The following is a 14,738-nucleotide window of genomic DNA, read 5'->3' as shown; positions in this document are numbered from 1 at the left end:
TCAAACCTAAACTGAACCAGAAAACCACAGACAGCAACCCCATAAAGTCTTAAAATATTGTTAATTTCGCCAAACCCTCATACATCAACTCACACGTATTACCCTTAAAACACCATGGCTATCGGCTACATCGCGCTTGTACTTCATGCACACCTGCCATTTGTTCGTCACCCAGAAAGTGACTATGTATTAGAAGAAGAATGGCTTTATGAAGCCATCACAGAAACATACATACCTTTATTGAAAGTATTTGAGGGCTTAAAGCGAGATAGTATCGACTTCAAAATCACTATGAGTATGACACCACCTCTGGTGTCGATGCTGCGCGATCCTCTACTGCAAGAACGCTATGACGCGCACTTGGCAAAATTAGAAGAACTTACAGAGCTAGAAATCGAGCATAATATCAATAATGGGCATATTCGTTATTTAGCGGAACACTACGCCACTGAGTTTAACGAAGCGCGTCAGGTATGGGAAAAATGCAATGGTGACTTAGTAACAGCATTTAAGCAATTCCAAGATACTAATAACTTAGAGATAATCACTTGTGGAGCTACCCACGGCTATCTACCACTGATGAAAATGTATCCCCAAGCCGTGTGGGCACAAATTCAGGTAGCTTGCGAACATTACGAGGAAACCTTTGGACAAGGGCCCAGAGGTATTTGGCTGCCGGAATGCGCTTACTATGAAGGTGTTGAGCGAATGCTGGCGGATGCTGGTTTACGCTATTTTCTAACAGATGGACATGGGATTTTATATGCCCGACCAAGACCACGATTTGGTACTTATGCACCGATTTTTACAGAAACAGGAGTTGCAGCCTTTGGTAGAGATCATGAATCTTCTCAGCAGGTATGGTCATCTGAAGTAGGCTATCCGGGGGCATCGGAATATAGGGAATTTTATAAAGATTTGGGGTGGGAAGCAGAATATGAGTACATCAAACCCTACATCATGCCTAATGGTCAACGAAAAAACACAGGGATTAAATATCACAAAATTACAGGCCGCGGTTTAGGGTTGTCAGACAAAGAATTGTATGACCCTTATTGGGCTAGGGAAAAAGCAGCAGAACACGCTGCGAACTTTATGTATAACCGTGAACGCCAAGTTGAGCATTTACACAGTATTATGGGTCGCGCGCCAATAATTGTTTCCCCTTATGATGCAGAGTTGTTTGGTCACTGGTGGTACGAAGGACCCTGGTTCATTGATTACCTGTTCCGTAAATCTTGGTATGACCAAGGAACATATCAAATGGCTCATCTAGGGGATTATTTGCAGTCAAATCCTACCCAGCAAGTTTGTCGCCCTTCGCAATCGAGTTGGGGTTATAAGGGTTTCCATGAGTATTGGTTAAATGAAACAAATGCTTGGATATACCCACATTTACACAAAGCAACCGAACGCATGATTGAAATATCCGGTATAGAAGCTGAGGACAAATTGCAAGAAAAAGCACTCAACCAAGCGGCGCGGGAACTTTTGCTAGCACAATCTTCTGACTGGGCTTTTATTATGCGGACGGGAACGATGGTACCCTATGCGGTGAGAAGAACGCGATCGCACTTGATGCGCTTCAATAAGCTCTACGAAGATGTGAAAATTGGCAAGGTCGATAGCGGTTGGCTGCAGAAGGTGGAATTAATGGACAATATTTTCCCTAACGTCAACTATCGAGTTTACCGTCCTTTGTAGTCGGCTGAACTTTTGCGTTTCTCAAGATAGAGAATTAGTAGATATTATACTGATATCCCCAACTTTTCACAGAAGCCTGTGAAAAGTTGGGGATTTATTAAGAAGGAAGTTGGGAGTAGGGCTATGACTAAGCTTTCTTTGCAGAAGTGTTGAATCCTGCAATAAAAATTTACAATTTTTGCGTTTTACCCAGATATAGAGTCATTAATTGCTCAAATTTTGTATCACCGACCCACAACTTGGACAGTCAACAGTCAACAGTCAACATTTCTGCTTTCTTTGGTTAATTACTCTATTAGCATCTACCTAAAGATTTCTAGTTATAAATATGCAAAGAATGCTTCGGGAACTAATTTTAGTTTCCCTGATTTAAAATGAGCAATATCGACCCATAGTGCTTGATGTTGGCAATTTTCTGGCTCAGAAAATATCAGGCTTTCTAGTTGATAAAATTTGGTATCAGTAAAATCACATTGATAAACTTGAATAATTTCGTGTCCTTGTCTACCGTTAAATGTAAAAATACTTTCTATGCAACCCACATAGTGAATATTTGTTAATTCGGCTTGAATTTCTTCTTGAAATTCTCGTTGTAAAGCACCTTGGCTTGTTTCGCCAAAGTCAACTCCTCCACCTAAAGCGCGATAATAAGTTTCTTGCTTTAAAGGATCATACCCTTGAGAAACAAAAATGCGATGGCCATCCCGGATTAATCCCAAAGCTAATACCCGAATTTGTTCTTGTTTGCTCATCTCAAAATTACCGGGAATAGGGAAAATATTTGTTTTGCTCTATCCAGTTCACTGTTCACTGTTCCCCATTCTTTTTTAATTTGTTGGCAATGGGGTTAATTATCGTAGATAGAGTAATTTGGGTTCTCACTATCTTCTACAGGCCAATCTTCGTTTTCACCACCGATGTATAGATGTTCAATATTAACATATTCATCATTTAGCTGTTTGAGGGCGTTGATTAAAATATCAAGGGCGATGGCATCAGCAGTTCCCATGTCAAACCAACAACGAGCCCATTGTCCCTCATACTCAAACTCGCCCATATTGTGCATAAGTGCCATTAAACTTTTATCATACCCTTGGGAGTCATAATTCATGTAGCTGATTTCCAGTCCTGTTTCTTGAACTTGGAGATTCTCGGCATTAAATGCACCTAATTTCCCCAGATAAAACCAGGAATTGAAAACTTCTTCTACATATTGCTTTTCACGTCCAGAAGGAATTGTGCTGAATTTGAGCCAAATCCACAGGTCAAAAGGGTTAATTTCACGGAACTGAATTTGCATTGCCCTGGAATATATGAATTACCGTTTCTAAGAATTAGCATATCAGGGTATGAATTGAGGAGACGGGATGAATCGGGTCTCCTCAATCAATGTTCTTCAATCAACTAAATTATTTAAGTGGTTAAAGGTGTTGTTGCGTTCACGTTCAATTTGTCTGACTAAATCTGCTGGAAGTTGGGATCTTTTGGTCAAGGCTTTATCAAAATTAACAAGGGCTTCTTCCATGATTGAAGGACTTTTAGCTTTTTCTCCCTGTTTTCTAAGGATTTGAGCTTTGAGATAATACAACTCAGGGTGTTCAGATGTGCTTTTTAAAGCACTGTTCACATATTCCAAAGCCTGAGAATACTGTTTTAAGTCACGATAGGCAAGAGCTATACCTCTATGGGCTAAGTATTGAGGTGCAGCATTGGCTTTTAATTTAGCAATGGCTTCATCAGGACTAGCAAAGGGTAGATTCACAGCTAGCATTAAATCCATGTAGCCTTTGAGGAGATTTAATTCTGGATCTTGAGGTGCGATCGCTTCTGCTCTATCTAAATGTTGATAAACTTTTCTGAGGCGATTTAATGCTTCTGGCGTACCTTTGAGTACACCTTCACGGGTAAGAATTGTTGCTCCTGCAAAAAAATGTCCCACGGCTGTGTACATATTACCACGTAATTCGTCTGTAGCAATTAGTTTTTCTCCGGCTTCTAAGGTTTTTTTGCTGTAAGAATCGAGGGTGGACAAGTCTTTATTTGCGTATGCTAAAGATGCCTTCATGGCATAAACTAAAGGCTCGTTTGGATCACTGGATATTGCTTTTTGCAAGTAACTTTCGGCAAGTGGATAATTACCCTGTTGAAAAACTGCTTTAAAAGCTGCTTCTGTATTTTCGCCAATATTACGCGGTTCTTGAGTGCGGAATGGATCGGCGGCTAGAGAGGGATTAACCCACAAATTGAGAGCGATTGCAGCAACAAACCCGGTGTGAACAAGCTGAGAAAGTGTGGTAAACCCTATGGATTGCCGAGTAAAAAACCGTTTATGCATAGTCACCCTTGAAAAATAATGGAGTTAAAATTGTTGTATCTGTTACTTAGAAAGCACAAGCAAATTAACTAAAATCTGTGTCGGTTTCAGCCCAGGTATTCTACCCAGGTAGACTTGGGATATGTTGGCGAGTTCCCCTTTTTGTCGTTCTAGTTAAAAGTGAAATCAGGTATAACGTAGAAAAGCATAGCGGTAGGTTTTTGCAGTTATTATCAGATTGTTCTCAAAAAACTGGTAATTTCAGTCATCTAATTTTGTAGTTACTCTTAGAGTAATGCGCTAACTTTTTAGTAGTCCTAACAAATGCTTCATCTCAGAAATTTAACTTATCATCCCACAGCCTGCCCGTCAGCGATTCTCAAATCCATTAATCTAGAATTAGCACCCCAGCAGTTGGGTATGATTATTGGACCGAGTGGTTCTGGCAAAAGTACTTTGCTAGAAATTTTATCTGGACTAGCGGAACCAACTTCTGGTTCACTGTTCTGGCGGGAACAAGAACTGATATCTGAACAGTTACAACAGTTGGCTGGGTTAGTATTTCAGTTTCCAGAAAGGCACTTTTGCGGTGGTACGATTTTAGAAGAATTGCGTTTAGGGCATCCTGAACTAGGGTCAGATCGTGTTAGGGAAGCATTAAGCGAAGTGGGGTTAGAGCATTTATCCCTGTTTGCAGCACCTCACGCTTTGAGTGGTGGTCAGCAGCGACGTTTAGCCTTGGCGGTACAATTGATTCGTCAGCCCAATGTACTGTTATTAGATGAACCGACGGCGGGGTTAGATTGGTCAATGCGTCGCCAACTGGTGAGTTTATTGGCTAAACTGAAAAAACATTGGATGCTGTTGATTGTCACTCACGATGCTGGGGATATGCTGGCTATGGCAGACCGATGTTGGACACTGAACCACGGTGAACTAAAATCAGTAGACTCGGCAATACTGAAAGAGAAAGTTCAAAAAGCTGGAACATCTGTGTGAGAGCCTTTGCTGTTGACCAATGATCAATGACTAGTGACCAATGACCAATGACTAACTTATTGCCGGAAATGGCAGAAACATGGCAACAAACCCTGAATTGGCAACCCAACCAACAACAACAACAACAATTTCAGCAGTTGTATGAATTAATTTTAGAGGGTAATCGACAGTTAAATTTAACTCGCATTACCGAACCGGAGGAGTTTTGGGAAAAACATTTGTGGGATTCGCTGCGAGGAATTACACCACAAAAGCAAATTATTCCATCCTTCTCAGGAAATGCTTCTGTAATTGATATTGGCACAGGTGCTGGTTTTCCCGGCGTACCTGTAGCGATAACTATGGGTAAATGTAAAATTACCCTAGTAGATTCAACCCGTAAGAAAATTAATTTTATTAACGAAATATTGACTAAATTAACTGTTACCAATGCCAAAACTGTAATTGGGAGAGCCGAAGAAATAGGTCATCATCCCCAGCACCGGGAAAACTATGATGTGGCTTTAATTCGGGCCGTTGGTAGTGCTATTGTCTGTGCCGAATATACTCTACCATTACTTAAACATGGTGGTTTAGCTGTTATTTATCGTGGTAATTGGACAGAGGAAGAAACTAAATCTTTGCAAAATGCTGTGAAGAAACTCGGTGGTAAAATTTCTGCAATTGACGAATTTATAACACCTTTAACTAACAGTATTCGTCATTGCTTATACTTGCAAAAAATCGTAAAAACTCCGGATAATTTTCCCCGTCCTGTTGGTATTCCTACTCAAAAGCCTTTGTAAAAGCTCTTTTACATTGTTCACTGTTCCCTATTCTTTTTTGATGGCTTCGGTGGGGTAGCCATACAAAAGTGGGTACACTGTTGTTAAGGGAGTCAAAGAGGGTGGAGGTTAAGGAAAATGACCTGGGAACCAACAGACCTCAGAAATAGGATTATACAAGGACGTTACGCAGATGCTCTGACTATTGTTGACGAGTTAGAGGGGATGAGTAAACAAGCCATTCTGCGTAATATCCAATCTTATGTCAAGATTTTATTGATTTATCTCATTAAAAATCAAGTAGAACAAGGATTAACAGCTTCGTGGGTCAGTTCTATCCGTAATTCAATCCGAGAAGTGAAAAAGTTGAATATTAAAGATAATAAAAAATCCTATTACATTAATCAAGATGAATGGGTAAATTTGATAAAGGAAGAAGTGATTGAAGATGCCATCGCTGATGCTAGTTTGGAAGTTATGAATGGTAAGTACAATCAATTTCAACTGGGTGAAATGATAGATAGAAATAAATTAATATAAGATAAGATGCTTTGCAGTCTTTAGCCCTGACTTATGCTTATTCAGCCAAAGAATTACCTGCAATTGTGGTGAAAACCTTAACTCAGTTACCCGGGGGAGAAAATTGGCATTAGGGGGGGAAACCCCACCCTAATCATAATTAACTAAAATGTTGAATAATTGCGTCAGCAAATTCAGAACATTTTAAAGCCTCCACTGGTGGTTCTAACAACCGGGCTAAATCGTATGTCACTTGACGGTTAGCGATCGCCTGTCCCAAACCTTGTTTAATTAGATCTGCCGCCTCTTGCCAACCCATAAATTCGAGCATCATCACACCAGATAAAATCACCGAACCGGGATTAACCCGATCCAACCCTGCGTGCTTAGGTGCAGTACCGTGGGTAGCTTCAAAAATGGCACAGGAATCGCCAATATTTGCCCCTGGACCCATTCCCAGACCGCCGACAATGGCCGCAGCAGCATCAGACAAGTAATCACCGTTCAAGTTCATCGTTGCCAGAATAGAATACTCATCGGGTCTGGTTTGGATTTGTTGAAAAATACTGTCAGCAATTCGGTCATTAACTATAGTTTTGTCTTTCCATTGGCCTTTACCGTGGGTTTCCCAAATTGAGTTGAGAACAGTTTGGACTTCCTGGACAATTTGCGCTTTTTTCTCTGATGTCAGGGAATCATAACCTGGGTCAACTTGACGGGCGTTTTCTTCTGGAGAAATATCAGGATTTTTTTCCTTATTACTTAAAATCCAAGACTCCCTTTCCGTAACGCATTGTTGGCGAAATTCAGTAATAGCTAGTTCATAACCCCAATCACGGAAAGCGCCTTCAGTGTATTTCATAATGTTGCCCTTATGCACCAAGGTTACTTGTTGCTTGTGTTTAGGTAGCAACAAAGCGTGTTTAATAGCCCTGCGTACTAGACGCTGAGAACCAGTCTTGCTAATAGGCTTGATACCAATACCCGCATCCAGGGGAATTTGCTTCTTGCCGTGTTCTGGAGTAGATGGAATCAGTTCTTCATTAAGGATTTTAATCAAGCGATCGCCCACCTCACTACCTTGTCTCCACTCAATACCCAAATAAATATCTTCAGTATTTTCCCGATAGACAATTACATCCAGTTTTTCGGGATTTTTGTGGGGTGAGGGTGTCCCTGGATAATAACAGCAAGGACGCACACAGGCATATAAATCAAAAATTTGCCGTAGTGCTACATTGAGAGAACGAATCCCACCACCTACGGGAGTAGTCAAAGGTCCCTTAATTGCTACACCATATTCTTTAATTGCCGTTAAAGTGTCTTGAGGTAAATACTGATATGTACCGTATAAATCACAAGCTTCATCACCAGCGTAAACCTTAAACCAACTAATTTCACGCCGACCTTGGTATGCCTTAGCCACCGCAGCATCTAGCACCTTTTGGGTAGCAGGCCAGATATCTATACCCGTACCATCGCCCCGAATAAAGGGGATAATTGGATTGTCAGGGACAATAGGTTCACCACTTTTAAAGGTGATTTTTGTTCCGGTTGTGGGGGGGATAATCTTGTCGTACATACTTCAAACACTCCTAAACGATATGCTGCAAGGACAAAAATTTTGCTTTCACAAACTTGCAGAATTTGCTATGTCTTTTGTTCACCAAATCACGAGGCGCAGATTTTCCCCTTATTTCCCTTGTACTGTATTTGGGACTAAGCTGTGGGATGAGAGCGAAAGTATTGCAATTTTGTACGATTGCCTTCGGTACTGCGCTCCGCGCAGTCAAAAATAGTAAACTACTTTTCGCTATTAGTCCTTCACTTAGAAGAACAATCAATAGCCAATCGCCTTTTCACTGAACGCTAACACGAGTAATGGCATGACAGACCCAATGATTTTATCAGGCACTGCTAATGACATCGACTTTCTTCGACAATCGTTAATCGCTGGGTCTATTCAAATCCAACAAGAGATTATCCCACAGTTAGCTAACTTGGGTAACGAAGGTTTAGATGTATTAATGGAATTTTTACAGCAACAACAGGATTGCCCAGCCACTTGGATCCATGGCAAAGTTTACCAATTCCTGTACAACTCTGATGCACCTCAAGTCAAAGAATTTCTACTTTCCCGTTATCCTGAAGGAATTGTACCTCTAAAATCAGAATCGGGGATAAAATACAATTCCTTGCAAGAGCTACTTGCCATTCAAGACTTCCAAGCAGCGGATCGCGTGACCGTGCAAAAGCTGTGTGAACTAGCAGGACCAGCGGCGGTACAAAGGAAATGGTTGTATTTTACTGAGGTAGAAAATGCCCCCATTCTTGACCTGCAAACTATTAACAATCTGTGGCTAGTCCACTCGGAAGGTAAATTTAGTTTTTCGGTGCAACGAGAAATTTGGTTAAGTGTAGGCAAAAACTGGGAGAACTTATGGCCGAAAATTGGCTGGAAAAGTGGTAATAACTGGACGCGATATCCCCATCAGTTTACTTGGGATTTAAGCGCCCCTAGAGGTCACTTACCGCTGTCGAATCAATTGCGAGGCGTGCGGGTTATGGCTGCCTTATTGTCCCATCCAGCTTGGTGTAATAGCAACAAAAAATGATAAATATTACCCCAACGGAATTTTAACTCATTATCTAGTTCACTGTTCACTGTGCCCTACTCCCTACTCCTTGTTCCCCGTTCTTTATTAAAATTGACCCATGGCAAGAGTTTACTTAGAAGAGATTAAGCGTAAATTTAACAATGTCACTGCTATCGAAGACATTACCTTTGAAATCCCTGATGGAGAATTTTGGGTTTTAGTGGGCCCGTCAGGTTGTGGTAAGTCTACAATTTTACGAACCATTGCGGGGTTGGAGTCTGCTACATCGGGTAATCTATTCATCGGCGATCGCTTGGTCAATAATATACCCGCCAGACAGCGTGACATAGCGATGGTATTCCAGAACTATGCCCTTTATCCCCACATGACGGTGGCGCAAAACATCGCCTTTGGCTTAAAAATGCGGAAAGTTGACCCGAAGATTATTCAAGAACGAGTGGTGAATGTAGCGCGATCGCTTTCCCTAGAAAATCTACTAGATCGCAAACCCAAACAACTTTCCGGGGGACAGCAACAAAGGGTAGCATTGGGAAGAGCCATCGCCCGGGAACCACAAGTATTTTTACTTGATGAACCTTTATCTAATTTAGATGCTCAGTTAAGGGATGATACCAGAGCAGAGTTGAAACAGTTACATCAACAATTGGGGATTACAACGATCTACGTCACCCACGATCAAGTTGAGGCCATGACTTTAGCTGATCAGATTGTTGTTCTAGATCGGGGTAGGATTCAGCAAATTGGTGATCCTCAAAGTATTTATGCCCTTCCCGCTAACCAAATGGTAGCAACTTTTCTGGGTAATCCCCCCATGAATATTTTGCCTGGGGTCTACAAAAATGATGTTTTTGATGTGAGTGGACAGTCATTACCAGTTCCAGCAGTTGTGAGGGAAAAGGTGCAGCTACGCCAAGGTCAGAGTTTTGATTTAGGGATTCGTCCTGAACATATTTATATTAACGAACCAGGAAATGGCCAAGCAGCAGAAGTTGTTAACTCAGCATTGTTAGTAGTTGAGGTGAAGGTAGTAGAACCTTTGGGTCGGGAAAATTTGATTCGTGCGAGTTTACCTGGTTCCATGGCGTTCCTAAATATTCAGACAGCTAGTGATATTCGTCCCCGTCCAGGCTATCCCTTGTCTTTACAATTAGATTTAAGTCAATTGTTTGTCTTTGATACTGCTGGTAATAGAATATCGCCAACTTAGTCCCCCTCACCTGGCTGGAAAAATTTATCTAGAGACAATCTTAAAACCTGTAGCATTGAGAATTTCCTTGTCCCCCTCATTGACAATAAGGGTGGGAGAAGCATTTCCATCTTCGGTAATAGGTTGTGACAAAATGTATCTATAATCTCCATTTACCCAACCAGTCACACATTTACCATCACGACAGCTAACTTTACCACCTGTTAAGTTAATACAATTGCCTTGAGCATCACATCCTTTATAGGTGAGATTTCCGGTGTTGTTCACTCCTGACCAAGAGTTTCTATTACCGATGGTGATTGTCCACCTACCATTATTAAATGTTTGTGAATCACTGGCTTGAGGTTTAGTTAGTGATTTGTCCGCTATAATTTCCATTTGGGAAATTATAGATTCTCGGCGAGTTTTGCCACAAGGTTCAATACTCTGGCAATCATTTAATGATGCAATTTCATAAGAGACGCGTACTTTCCGATTTAAATATTTTTCTGCTTCTGCACAAATTTCAAAGGAAGCACCTAAGGGGTGTTCTTTTCTCTGTTCATCTACTATTGTGGCGTAGCAAATAATATCCCCGATGACTAATTCTTTAACTGTGCCAATTTTTGGTTGAGTTTTATTGGTGTTAGCTTGATTATTGCTCGCAGTTGTGTTTGCTACACCCTTAGTTTCATCGGTTGCTATGGAAATCTCTGGTGAAGATTCCCCTAGAGTTGTTTCAACAGGATCATTTTTACTATTATTTTTAGTTTCATTGACAGGCCTATTGGGGGAATTACCACAACTTGTGATCAAGATTGAGGAAATAATTAATGCAATTGCGGCAATTAACTTGTTCATATATTTTATACTTTTTCAGATTGTAGTAGATATTATTTAATATCTACTATCCATGTACCCTAAGCAAGGGTAATTTCCAAAACAGCTAAATTTTCTCCAGGTGAGTACATGAAGGCAACGCAGTTTTATTACTTAACCATCCCTTGGTTTTTATACCTAAATGCGGGAAAAAAGTTCTTACCAAAGCAATAGCTGAAGGACTAAAGCAAATCATCTGTGATATTTGCAACAAGAATACACAGGGAATTATGGCCATGGAAGTTATGCCAGACGATATACATCTTATTAAGGTTATTAACGCCAAACCCACCCATAATCCATGTCAAATCATGAACAGAGTCAAAGGGAGAGTATGTCATTTCCCCAGAACAGAATTTCCTGAGGTGCTAAAACTTCCTACTTTGTGGACTCCTAGTTATTTTGTTACCACAGCTAATAATATTTGTACAGAAACAGTTAAACCCTAGGTTGCTCAACAAAAGGAATAGGCAAAATAACTGAACCGTAAATGCCTCCACTAGCTTTTATCCCTTGGCTGAAGAACAGCTAAAAAATTCCCCCGGCCTCAAAACTTAACCTCAAGAATTTTCAGCCTATTTTCTTATAAAGCTTATGAGTAATTAGTTTTTCAGCATATCAAACCAGATTTTTATAGTTTTTATATAATTGGCTGAAACTGAAATTTTGCCAACTCACTAGGAAGAAATGCCCCATTTTCGGTAATTATAGCTGTAATTAACTCAGCGGGGGTAACATCAAAAGCGGGATTGTAAAAATCAACACCTGAAGGTGTCAGTATAGTTTCGCCTAATTGGTATATTTCTGCTGGGTTGCGTTCTTCAATAGGAATTTGACTACCATCAGCCAGGGCAAAATCCACAGTAGAAAAAGGAGCCGCAACAAAGAAAGGGATATGATGGGCTTTAGCCGCGATGGCTACACTGTAAGTACCAATTTTGTTAGCAGTATCACCATTGGCGGTAATGCGGTCAGCACCGACAACCACAGCATCAATTAAACCCTGTTTCATACAATGGGCTGCCATACTATCAGTAATTACCGTTACGGGAATACCTTCTTGAACACATTCCCAAGCGGTGAGTTTTGCCCCTTGCAAGCGGGGGCGAGTTTCGTCGGCGAATAAACGTTCTAAACGTCCTTCTCCCCAAGCAGAACGGACAACACCCAGGGCTGTACCGTAGCCAGCCGTAGCTAAAGCTCCAGCATTGCAGTGAGTGAGAATTTTCAGCTTTTCGGGGGTGGTGGGTAATGCTGCCAAACCATGATTGCCAATAGCATAACAGGTTTGTAAATCTTCAACATTAATGGCTTGGGCTGTTTGCCAAAGGTTTTGTTTGATATTTTCCACAGTTCCCAGAGTTTCGTAGGCAGTTTTCATCATCCGGCTAATTGCCCAAAATAAATTCACCGCTGTCGGACGAGTGGAACGCAATAACTCGGCAACTTTTTCTAAGCGTTCTAAGAACTCATGGTGATTATTCGTCTCAATTTCTCTCGCACCAAGATACATACCATAGGCCGCAGCGACACCAATAGCTGGCGCACCTCGGACAATCATAGTTTTAATGGCCTGTGCCATGTCTTCACTGCGGTGAATTTGCACGACACTATACTCGTTGGGTAAGCGAGTTTGGTCAATTAGGGAAACAGAGTCGTTTTGCCAAATAACGGGGTAAAGCATCAGAAAAATGAAGAAGATTGTCAAGATAAAAAATTGTATAACTCATTGTCCCATCCCTTAATGTGGAAAGTAAGCAATAATTATCCCTACTTCCGGGTGACTGCGAGCGATGGCTTCTGGTGCATGGCCCAGTAATGAAAAAAGTTGACTTTTCTGCTCAACACTTCCATTTAACAGCAACAAATCGTTAGTGTTAAGTAAACGAGAAACTTGGCGGACAAAATTACCTCGCACTTTTTGCACTGGTGTGTCTGCTAGTAATCCAATATGACTAATTTCTATACTTGCTCCTCTTACTGATACTACGTGTAACAGTTGTAAAGATGCTTTCAGTTCTGTTGCCAGGCTTTTGGCTAATTGGATACTTTGTTGAAAAGAACTAGCGTGAGTTTGTTGAGTAGTAAAAGCCAGAAAGACTCGTGCTGTATGCTCAATTGGTAATGGAAATCGACTGACTAAAACTGGTACTGAACTGCGATTCACAATCTTGTCGATGACACTGCCAAACAAATTTTCTTGATAAGTTGAGTAACCTTTCCAACCGCAGATAATCACACTAGCTTGTTTTTCTTCTGCTACCCGGGCAATGCCCTTATCAATTGATTCATCAATACGACCAATGGGGGTAACTTTGGTGACAGCAGCATGGGCAATCATTTCCGCAGTAGATAATAATTGGTTTTGTCGAGTTTTATCCGCGAGGGAAATGGAGGAATTTTGGTCTAGTAAAATGTGAAGGGGTAACAGAGTACCTTGGGCAGATTTTGCTAAAAAAATAGCTAATTGTAGGAGATTATCTTCGGTGGTGGGGTTAGCTACAGGTACTAGAACGCGATCGCCTATGTTTGCTGTTTTGGTGATTGTAGTTCCTGATTCTCCTGGGTTGACTTTTTGTCCCCATTGGGCTGTTACCCAAGGAGAAGCAACACAGGTAACTAAAATCATAGCAATGGTACCATTAACTGTTAATTCGTCAACCAAATCAATATTGTAAGCAACAGTGATGGCGGCTAGGGTGGAAGCTGCCTGAGCGACGGATAGCCCAAACATCACCATAATATTGTCAAAATTTAATCCAAATAACTTACCTGCACCCCAAGCGGGAATGAACTTAGCAACAATAGCAACCGTCACCATGACTGCTGATACCAGTAGGGATTGGGGTTCTTGAATGAGAATCTTGGGATTCACCAACATCCCTACAGAAATCAGGAAAAATGGGACAAACAGTGTATTACCGATAAATTGAATGCGATTCATTAAGGGGCTAAGGTATGGGATGAGCTGAGTAATGGCAACTCCTGCTAAAAAAGCCCCAATAATTGGTTCAATTTGGACTAATTCTGCGCCATAGGAAACGACAAACAAAGTAGCTAAAACAAAAGTAAATTCTGCTCCTTCATCGTGTCCAAAGCGTTGAAAAAACCACCGTCCTACACGAGGTACTCCCCACAGCGTCAGGAAGGTGTAGATTATCAGTGAAGGAATCAGGAATAGCCAAAATTGTAAAGTTAAATTGCCTTCATGGGCTCTTACTACCACCGCTAAAACTAAAAGTGCCAAAGTATTAGTAACTAGTGTCCCTCCCAGGGTGGTGGTCATTACCTGAGAACGCATAATTCCCAGTTTGCTGGCTACAGGCAATGCTAGTAGAGTGTGAGATGCGAAACAGGATGCCACCAGAATAGCCGGGAGAAAACCGTAGCCAATGGCGATCATGGCTCCAATACCTAAGACCATAGGTACAAGAAAAGTAGCCAGTCCAAAAATTACCGCCTTATCAGCGTTATATTTCAAGTCATCAAGGCTAGTTTCCAATCCTGCCATGAACATGAGAAATAATAAACCGACTGTACCGAGTAGAACAATTGTGTTATCTCTTGCCAATAATCCCAACCCATTTGGCCCAACTATGACCCCAGCCAAAATTAATCCCACAATTCCAGGTAGCCGAATTTTTTCAAATAACAAGGGGGCAATGAGCATAATCCCTAAAATCATCAAAAATACTGGTACTGGATCTTTAATGGGTGTTGATATGAGGGTAGTCATTAATAAATTATTCATATCC

The 14,738-nt window shown here is 41.1% G+C and carries 12 protein-coding genes and 2 pseudogenes; 7 read left to right on the top strand and 7 right to left on the bottom strand.

The genetic code is table 11. The features are described from left to right. Positions 1-114: 114 nt before the first annotated feature. Positions 115-1,704, top strand: coding sequence for a glycoside hydrolase family 57 protein (locus tag NWP25_RS13060; protein ID WP_280651054.1), 1,590 nt, complete (start codon positions 115-117; stop codon positions 1,702-1,704). A 320-nt stretch (positions 1,705-2,024) separates the two neighbouring features. Here the strand turns inward: NWP25_RS13060 and NWP25_RS13055 are convergent, their stop codons facing one another. The 3 genes from NWP25_RS13055 to NWP25_RS13045 form a co-directional block, all read right to left on the bottom strand. Beyond that, positions 2,025-2,456: an NUDIX hydrolase gene (locus NWP25_RS13055; protein WP_280651053.1), complete on the bottom strand. Its 432-nt coding sequence runs from the start codon at positions 2,454-2,456 to the stop codon at positions 2,025-2,027. 95 nt (positions 2,457-2,551) lie between these two features. Then, positions 2,552-3,004 (bottom strand): DUF3531 family protein, encoded by a 453-nt coding sequence (locus NWP25_RS13050; protein WP_280651052.1) that lies wholly within the window; start codon positions 3,002-3,004, stop codon positions 2,552-2,554. A gap of 96 nt (positions 3,005-3,100) precedes the next feature. After that, entirely contained in the window at positions 3,101-4,039 is a 939-nt protein-coding gene (locus NWP25_RS13045; RefSeq protein ID WP_280651050.1) for a Sll0314/Alr1548 family TPR repeat-containing protein, read from the bottom strand. A gap of 303 nt (positions 4,040-4,342) precedes the next feature. On the opposite strand from NWP25_RS13045, the gene NWP25_RS13040 reads away from it, so the two are divergent. From NWP25_RS13040 to NWP25_RS13030, 3 genes and pseudogenes are all read left to right on the top strand, one after another. Further along, positions 4,343-5,017, top strand: coding sequence for an ABC transporter ATP-binding protein (locus tag NWP25_RS13040; RefSeq protein ID WP_280651049.1), 675 nt, complete (start codon positions 4,343-4,345; stop codon positions 5,015-5,017). Positions 5,018-5,064: 47 nt separating this feature from the next. Beyond that, positions 5,065-5,802 (top strand): 16S rRNA (guanine(527)-N(7))-methyltransferase RsmG, encoded by a 738-nt coding sequence (rsmG, locus tag NWP25_RS13035; RefSeq protein WP_280651048.1) that lies wholly within the window; start codon positions 5,065-5,067, stop codon positions 5,800-5,802. 117 nt (positions 5,803-5,919) lie between these two features. Further along, positions 5,920-6,434, top strand: a pseudogene (locus NWP25_RS13030) (hypothetical protein). A gap of 26 nt (positions 6,435-6,460) precedes the next feature. On the opposite strand, the gene NWP25_RS13025 reads toward NWP25_RS13030, so the two are convergent. After that, the gene (locus NWP25_RS13025; protein WP_280651047.1) at positions 6,461-7,882 is read right to left on the bottom strand and encodes an NADP-dependent isocitrate dehydrogenase; all 1,422 of its coding nucleotides are present in this window, start codon (positions 7,880-7,882) and stop codon (positions 6,461-6,463) included. A 304-nt stretch (positions 7,883-8,186) separates the two neighbouring features. On the opposite strand from NWP25_RS13025, the gene NWP25_RS13020 reads away from it, so the two are divergent. Together NWP25_RS13020 and NWP25_RS13015 are read left to right on the top strand one after the other, a co-directional pair. Then, the gene (locus NWP25_RS13020) at positions 8,187-8,915 is read left to right on the top strand and encodes a GUN4 domain-containing protein (RefSeq protein WP_280651046.1); all 729 of its coding nucleotides are present in this window, start codon (positions 8,187-8,189) and stop codon (positions 8,913-8,915) included. A gap of 100 nt (positions 8,916-9,015) precedes the next feature. Continuing rightward, positions 9,016-10,125, top strand: coding sequence for an ABC transporter ATP-binding protein (locus NWP25_RS13015; protein ID WP_280651045.1), 1,110 nt, complete (start codon positions 9,016-9,018; stop codon positions 10,123-10,125). A gap of 24 nt (positions 10,126-10,149) precedes the next feature. Here NWP25_RS13015 and NWP25_RS13010 read toward each other — a convergent pair whose 3' ends face one another. Continuing rightward, the gene (locus NWP25_RS13010; protein ID WP_280699556.1) at positions 10,150-10,965 is read right to left on the bottom strand and encodes a hypothetical protein; all 816 of its coding nucleotides are present in this window, start codon (positions 10,963-10,965) and stop codon (positions 10,150-10,152) included. 107 nt (positions 10,966-11,072) lie between these two features. Here NWP25_RS13010 and tnpA point away from each other — a divergent pair. Then, positions 11,073-11,432: pseudogene (gene tnpA / locus NWP25_RS13005) on the top strand (IS200/IS605 family transposase); the annotation flags it as partial. A 191-nt stretch (positions 11,433-11,623) separates the two neighbouring features. On the opposite strand, the gene mtnA reads toward tnpA, so the two are convergent. Further along, positions 11,624-12,667, bottom strand: a complete 1,044-nt coding sequence (mtnA, locus tag NWP25_RS13000) for an S-methyl-5-thioribose-1-phosphate isomerase (protein ID WP_280651042.1) — start codon at positions 12,665-12,667, stop codon at positions 11,624-11,626. A gap of 57 nt (positions 12,668-12,724) precedes the next feature. Then, positions 12,725-14,734 carry a cation:proton antiporter domain-containing protein gene (locus tag NWP25_RS12995; RefSeq protein WP_374912798.1) on the bottom strand — a complete coding sequence of 670 codons (2,010 nt, stop codon included), beginning with the start codon at positions 14,732-14,734 and terminating at the stop codon, positions 12,725-12,727. Between the last annotated feature and the right edge of the window lie 4 nt (positions 14,735-14,738).

It is taken from the genome of Umezakia ovalisporum Ak1311 (assembly GCF_029891685.1).
Lineage (GTDB): Bacteria > Cyanobacteriota > Cyanobacteriia > Cyanobacteriales > Nostocaceae > Umezakia > Umezakia ovalisporum.
This window is presented reverse-complemented; position numbering and strand designations above follow the sequence as displayed.

Coding starts and splice junctions, on each gene's coding strand:
- NWP25_RS13045 (WP_280651050.1), bottom strand. CDS start 4,039: ATGCATAAACGGTTTTTTACTCGGCAATCCATAGGGTTTACCACACTT.
- mtnA (WP_280651042.1), bottom strand. CDS start 12,667: ATGCTTTACCCCGTTATTTGGCAAAACGACTCTGTTTCCCTAATTGAC.
- NWP25_RS12995 (WP_374912798.1), bottom strand. CDS start 14,734: ATGAATAATTTATTAATGACTACCCTCATATCAACACCCATTAAAGAT.
- NWP25_RS13015 (WP_280651045.1), top strand. CDS start 9,016: ATGGCAAGAGTTTACTTAGAAGAGATTAAGCGTAAATTTAACAATGTC.
- NWP25_RS13040 (WP_280651049.1), top strand. CDS start 4,343: ATGCTTCATCTCAGAAATTTAACTTATCATCCCACAGCCTGCCCGTCA.
- NWP25_RS13010 (WP_280699556.1), bottom strand. CDS start 10,965: ATGAACAAGTTAATTGCCGCAATTGCATTAATTATTTCCTCAATCTTG.
- NWP25_RS13060 (WP_280651054.1), top strand. CDS start 115: ATGGCTATCGGCTACATCGCGCTTGTACTTCATGCACACCTGCCATTT.
- NWP25_RS13055 (WP_280651053.1), bottom strand. CDS start 2,456: ATGAGCAAACAAGAACAAATTCGGGTATTAGCTTTGGGATTAATCCGG.
- NWP25_RS13050 (WP_280651052.1), bottom strand. CDS start 3,004: ATGCAAATTCAGTTCCGTGAAATTAACCCTTTTGACCTGTGGATTTGG.
- NWP25_RS13025 (WP_280651047.1), bottom strand. CDS start 7,882: ATGTACGACAAGATTATCCCCCCCACAACCGGAACAAAAATCACCTTT.
- rsmG (WP_280651048.1), top strand. CDS start 5,065: ATGACTAACTTATTGCCGGAAATGGCAGAAACATGGCAACAAACCCTG.
- NWP25_RS13020 (WP_280651046.1), top strand. CDS start 8,187: ATGACAGACCCAATGATTTTATCAGGCACTGCTAATGACATCGACTTT.